Annotated in this window: 5 protein-coding genes and 2 pseudogenes; 1 reads left to right on the plus strand and 6 read right to left on the minus strand. The window is 65.3% G+C overall.

The features are described from left to right. Positions 1-31: 31 nt before the first annotated feature. The 3 genes and pseudogenes from AC08OO_RS17425 to AC08OO_RS17435 all read right to left on the minus strand — a co-directional run. Positions 32-745 carry a metal-dependent hydrolase gene (locus tag AC08OO_RS17425; protein ID WP_035734387.1) on the minus strand — a complete coding sequence of 238 codons (714 nt, stop codon included), beginning with the start codon at positions 743-745 and terminating at the stop codon, positions 32-34. A gap of 113 nt (positions 746-858) precedes the next feature. Further along, positions 859-960 (minus strand): GNAT family N-acetyltransferase, encoded by a 102-nt coding sequence (locus AC08OO_RS17430; protein ID WP_476610783.1) that lies wholly within the window; start codon positions 958-960, stop codon positions 859-861. A 614-nt stretch (positions 961-1574) separates the two neighbouring features. Further along, positions 1575-2644, minus strand: a pseudogene (locus tag AC08OO_RS17435) (IS4 family transposase); the annotation flags it as partial. A gap of 217 nt (positions 2645-2861) precedes the next feature. On the opposite strand from AC08OO_RS17435, the gene AC08OO_RS17440 reads away from it, so the two are divergent. Then, the gene (locus tag AC08OO_RS17440; RefSeq protein WP_476610782.1) at positions 2862-3182 is read left to right on the plus strand and encodes a hypothetical protein; all 321 of its coding nucleotides are present in this window, start codon (positions 2862-2864) and stop codon (positions 3180-3182) included. 98 nt (positions 3183-3280) lie between these two features. Here the strand turns inward: AC08OO_RS17440 and AC08OO_RS17445 are convergent, their stop codons facing one another. From AC08OO_RS17445 to AC08OO_RS17455, 3 genes and pseudogenes are all read right to left on the minus strand, one after another. Beyond that, on the minus strand, positions 3281-3835 hold the full coding sequence (locus AC08OO_RS17445) for a Uma2 family endonuclease (protein ID WP_476610781.1): 555 nt from the start codon (positions 3833-3835) through the stop codon (positions 3281-3283). A 217-nt stretch (positions 3836-4052) separates the two neighbouring features. Continuing rightward, positions 4053-4727 carry a helix-turn-helix domain-containing protein gene (locus AC08OO_RS17450; protein WP_011436546.1) on the minus strand — a complete coding sequence of 225 codons (675 nt, stop codon included), beginning with the start codon at positions 4725-4727 and terminating at the stop codon, positions 4053-4055. 242 nt (positions 4728-4969) lie between these two features. Continuing rightward, a pseudogene (locus tag AC08OO_RS17455) lies at positions 4970-5290 on the minus strand (transposase); the annotation flags it as partial. Positions 5291-5339 lie beyond the last annotated feature (49 nt).

Below are 5339 nucleotides of genomic sequence, written 5' to 3' on the forward strand. Positions count from 1 at the left end.
AGCCGGTGTTCGCGGGGCGGCGCCGGGTGTCTCAACCGGCGGTGAGCCAGTGGGACACGGCGTCGCCCGTCACGACTCGCACGGTCAGGATTACCGCGGCGACCGCGAGAAGCGGAACGACGACCCAGTGTTCGATCCTGCCGTCCGTCCGGGGAACCAGGACTGTCTCCATCCGCCAGGTGACCGGCCAGAGAAGAGGGCAGCCGCGCGGGGTCAGGCAGTCCCCGGCCAGGTGGGCGAGACAGCCCAGGGTGACCGCGTAGCCGGCGAAGCTCATGTCAATGCCGTGCATGAGAAAGACAGCGACCCCGGCGGTCACGCAGTCCATGACGGACGACCAGTGCTCGTGCTTCTCGAAGTCCAGGCCGAGCCCACGTAACCCGAAGCCCACGAGGACGAACAGCGCGGCCCACCACCCATACTCGAAACGGGCAGCCAGCAGGCCCATGACCACACCCATGCCGAGCGCGAAGAGGATCGAGTGGGTGGCGTGCCGGTGGCCACCGGCGGCCCTGCTGATCCACCTGCACATAACCCGGGTGACCGGCCCGAAGGTGTTGGCGATCCGACCGTGGGGATGGTCGATGTCGGGCAGAAGCGCCGCGCCCGCGGATACCACCGCGCCGGCGATCACCTGGGACGAGGACAAGGACACCGCGTGCGAGCCCAACCACTGCTCCCGGGACAGCAGGGGTGCGACGGCCAACCAGACCACCGCCCCGCTCAGGGCGTGGGTCCGTCCCATCATGGCAGCTCAACCTCAATGATCAGCATCGTCAGACTGTATCCAGCCGATCCAGCCGCCGCGCGCCGAGCGACGTTCGGCTGTCCCGTGGCAAGCGGGCTCCGCGTGTGGTCCTAGAAGCCGAGCCGCTGATACACGCCGTTGCTGGTCGGAACAGCCGGATCGGTGAACAGCAGGACCTCGTGCGCTCCCGCGTCCAGCGCAGCCTGGCTCACCGCTGCCGTCACAGCCCCGGCATAGCTCAATGGCGCTTAGTTAAGCGGTCCGAGCAAGTATGATCTTCGATTGTTGATCATGACGGATGCCGGTGTCTGTTGGGCGTTTGACTCGGTAGGCGCTGTGGCGGCCTCGTCTGATGGCGCGTGGGTACGTGCGGTGGCGGCGCACCGGGTTGAGCTGTTCGATGATCTCTGTGAAGATTTCCCGAAGCGCGTGCGTGTGGTCCTCAGTAGGGTCGGGGAATGGCGCGGTGGCCGTCGGCTCCGTTTCCATTCCCCGCCACATCGATCCGTGCATGCCGTTCTCCGGCACACGGCTCTCCGACGTTCTTCACCGTCGGCGTTCGACCTTGCCTCGCCATGGCTTGTTCGGCCAGGGCGGAATGGGTCTGGCGGTCCGTGACATGACTAGTAGCCCGAGGTAGTTCTTCGACGACTAGCCGACGATCCAGCGTCCGATTTTCCCTCCGTGATCCCACGGGAAATGACCTCGCGATCCTCCGCTGTCAACACCGCGCCGCGCACCGAACCTCCAGATCAGTAGGCCACGTTCCTACCAGACCCGATCTATGACCGGATTCATACGTGGTGCACTGACCTATTGAGACCGAGCGGGCTTCGCCCCGCTGGTGGGTCTTCACCTCATCGAAGATTCTTTCAATTTCCCACCGCTCATGGTAGCCCGCGGCGAGTTCCACCGCGGATATATCGGTGTGGTCAAGGATGTTGGTGATGAGGCAGATCAGTTCTCCGGTGCCGGCTCCGGTGCGGTCGGGCACCGTGTATTCGATGACGCGGACGGGTGTCGCGTAGTCCTCGGGAAAATCGCGGCCCGCGCGGGCGTCGACGATGAGCTGTTCCCGCCGTTTCCCGCTTAGTTTCGGATTGATGACAATGGAGAGGTAGGAGCCGTCAGGGAGCGGTTGGATGACCGGTAGCGCGAGGTTGGACCTGACTCGCCAGAGCAGGTCCGCGCCGGTGTCAAGTGCCTGGTGCCACAGGTCGCGGCCGTAGAAGTTGCGGTCGGCGGTAGGAGCATCCCGGGTTCGCAGGCGTCGAAGAGAGTGGCGGCGAGGGTGCGTTCGTCGCTCGCCCGGGGGCCGACCGCGGCGGCGACGATCGCGTGCGTGCCGCATTCGGCGAGCGCGACAACATGGACCTGTGGCAGGGCGCTGGCCTTGTGTCCGTTGGTGTGCCGTCCGAACCTGGCCACGTTCTCGGGGGTGTCCGCGGCGTCGAGGAAGAACCCGTCGATCGCCGTCAGCCACCGGGAACGCAGCCATGCGCCCTTGGTACCCCGCCCCGCGACCGGCACCGCGACACGTTCAAACAACAGTTTCAGAGGCGCGGCGCCGAGTCTGATCCGTGCCTGCGAGATCGCCCCGCTAGTTGGGACCTGCCAGTCACCCTTCCAGTTCCCCAGCCACCTCAACGCACCGGCGAGTTTACGCATGACTTCTTCGTAGTCATCGTCGAAGAAGAGGCACATCGCCATCGTGAAGTACACCATGACCCGGGCTGGCAGCAGCCTGGTACGCCGTTCCTGCCGTTTCGTCTCCACCAGCGCTTCATCGACGAGATCCCGGGGAACGATTCTGGCGAGCACACCGATCGAAATACGGTCGGTCAGCCGCTCGCTGTCCACGGCTGGCAATTCCACTACCTGACGAAGGCGCACCACACCCGGATGCTATCTGCCGACCGCCCGACTCCCGATGTGAACTCTCCGCCGCCCACTGATCGACGTTGAGGAACTGGACCGAACGCCGTGTTCGAAAATTGATCGACGCGGGATCGGACGTTGGCATGTCGGGATGGACAGGCGTCCCTCTAACTTAATCGAGCGGCATTGCCACCTCAGACTCATCCGCGTCGCCTCACCACAAAGGACCGCCCCCATGATCAGACTCGCGTTTTACGGCAGGGTCTCCACCGAAGACCAGCAGGATCCAGAGGCCTCCCGTAACTGGCAGATCGCCCGCGCACGAGCCCTGCTGGTGATCCTGTGTGAAGCCGACTCCACCGGCAAGGCCGAGGTCTACCGTGAACTTGGCCTGAAGCTTATCTACGATCACGAAACAGAGACGATCACAGCCGAAGCCACACCAAGATCATCGGCGTGCGTAGTGTCTGTGTCCGAGGGGGGATTCGGCCACTACGCACACGCCCTTAACCAGCGCAGGCGCATACCGGTTGCCCGGCAAGCGGGCGACCGGTAACAGCCCGCGTGCCGGCCCTGCGTCACCGCCGCACCGAACACTCATGCGCCCCCGGAATCCTGCCGGCCGGCTTGCCCGGCAACGCCCAGCAGACGCCGCTACAACCGACCGAGATCGATCTTGACCGGGAAAGGTGCGGCAGCATCGACGGCGCCCGTGAAGACCTCAGCGCCACGGTACGTTCCGGTCGCCGGGTCGAGGACGTAGGTATAGACGACCGGGACGCCGGCGGGGGGCTGCTCGACCCGCCAGTAATACGAGATTCCAGCCTTCGCATACTGCTCGGCCTTGACAATCCGGTCGGTCGTCTCAGAGCCCGGTGAGACCACCTCGACGACGAGCAGAAGATGCTCGGGACGGGCCGACATGATGTCGATCGTGTCGGCGCGGTACACGGCCACGTCCGGACGCCGATTCGTCAACGGCACGTCCTGAAGCCGAACATCGACGTCGAAGTCCGCGTTCCAGCCCGGCCCGGCAGCAGCCTCCAACGCGACCGCGAGGATCTTGACCAGCCGGTTGTGACGCTTGGACGCGCTGGGGCTCACAACGACCATCCCGTCCACGATCTCGATGCCCGCGCACCGCTCCTCGGACCAGGAGTCGTATTCCTCCGCCGTGATCTGCTGGTGCATCCAGGCAGGAGCGATCATCCCCGCAGTGATGGCACACCTCCTTCAGATGATCCAACAGACCTGATCCCCGCCGAACCAGCGTAGCGCCGTACCCTCTGTGTCTCGGCATCCTGCGGCAGCCCACCCGCACCCGCGAGGGTGGCTGGGACTGACCCGGGTGTGTCAAGAAAACGGCTCTGTCGCACATCCGGTTTGCGCCGTGAGGCGCTGTGGTTCGCGTGGAGGTGAGAGACCTTCACCGTCTGCCCTGTCGCTGCAGGGTGGGTGGAGCTGAGGGCTGCCTGGTCCGGGTAGTGCCGGTCTGGGTGGGAGCAGCCCTGACGAAGCCGGGACGTTTCAGTAGCGGTCCGAACTGGTCGAACGCGAAGCACCGGTTCGGACAGGTGCCGGTGAGGTACTCGATCCGGTCGAGCTTGCGGTTCTTGTCCGGGTCGGTGGACTCCTTCCACGTCCTCGTGCGTGGGAACGAGATCCGATGGTGGTGCAGGAGCTGCCGCAGCCGTTCCCGACCGATGGTGACGGTGCGGTCGGGGTTGTCGGCCAGGTAGGCGGCGAGCTTGCGCAGGCTCCAGTGCGTGAACGGCTGCCCGAGTCTCTCCGGGCGGGTGCGGGCCGTCGCCACGGCGAACACCTCGTCGTCAGAGCTGATCAGGCGGGGACGGCCCCCCGCCCAACGAGGGTCCAACGCGTCCAGGCCGATCTCGTTGAACCGGTGGATCACCCCCCGGACCGTGTCCTCGTCCGCCGCGACGAGACGAGCGATCGCGGGGACCGGGGTCCCACTCGCCGACGCCATGATGATCAGTGCGCGGCGGACTCGGATCGCGCCGTGTTTCCCGCGGCGCGCGATCGCTTGGAGTCGTTGGCCTTCCTCATCGGTCAGCCGCCGTGCCCGTACCGGCCGCGCCATCGCGGTTCACCTCCAGGGCTGGTCGCCGTCCTCATCGGGGATGGTGTGCCCGTGATCACCCGCCTCTACCTACTCCACGGCCGGAAACGTTCGTGGTCAGCGCACCAGCCGGGCAGGATCCGGTGGCGGAGAAGCGGGAAGTCAGCTCGGCGGTGCATCTGGCGCATGATCTTCTTGGTCTTGGTGTTGACGCCTTCGGTGCCACCGTGGCTGTAAGAGCCTGTCCTGGATCTTGAGTGATGTTAACGCTCTGTAGTGTCACGGGGTTGCCAGCGTGGGACGGGATTCCCGCGAACGAGACGGCGGACCATGGTGCGGATCATCGCCCAGTGGATGAACGATGCGGAGGTGGCGGGGTGGCGTTCGTAGTCGCGGGCAAGCCGCCGGTGGGCGGTGAGCCAGGCAAGGGTACGTTCGACCACCCATCGTTTCGGCAGGGCCTCGAAGGTTTTCTGACCGGGTTTCTTCCGAACGATCTCGACGGTGGTCCTCATGATGGTCCGCGCCCATGCAACAAGCTGGCCAGCGAAACCGCCGTCGGCGAACAGATGACGGCGGCTACGATTCCTTAACCTGTCGGTCCTTCAGGTCCTGCGGCTGTTGACCTGTCCG

Source organism: Frankia sp. CeCAU1, from assembly GCF_977971845.1.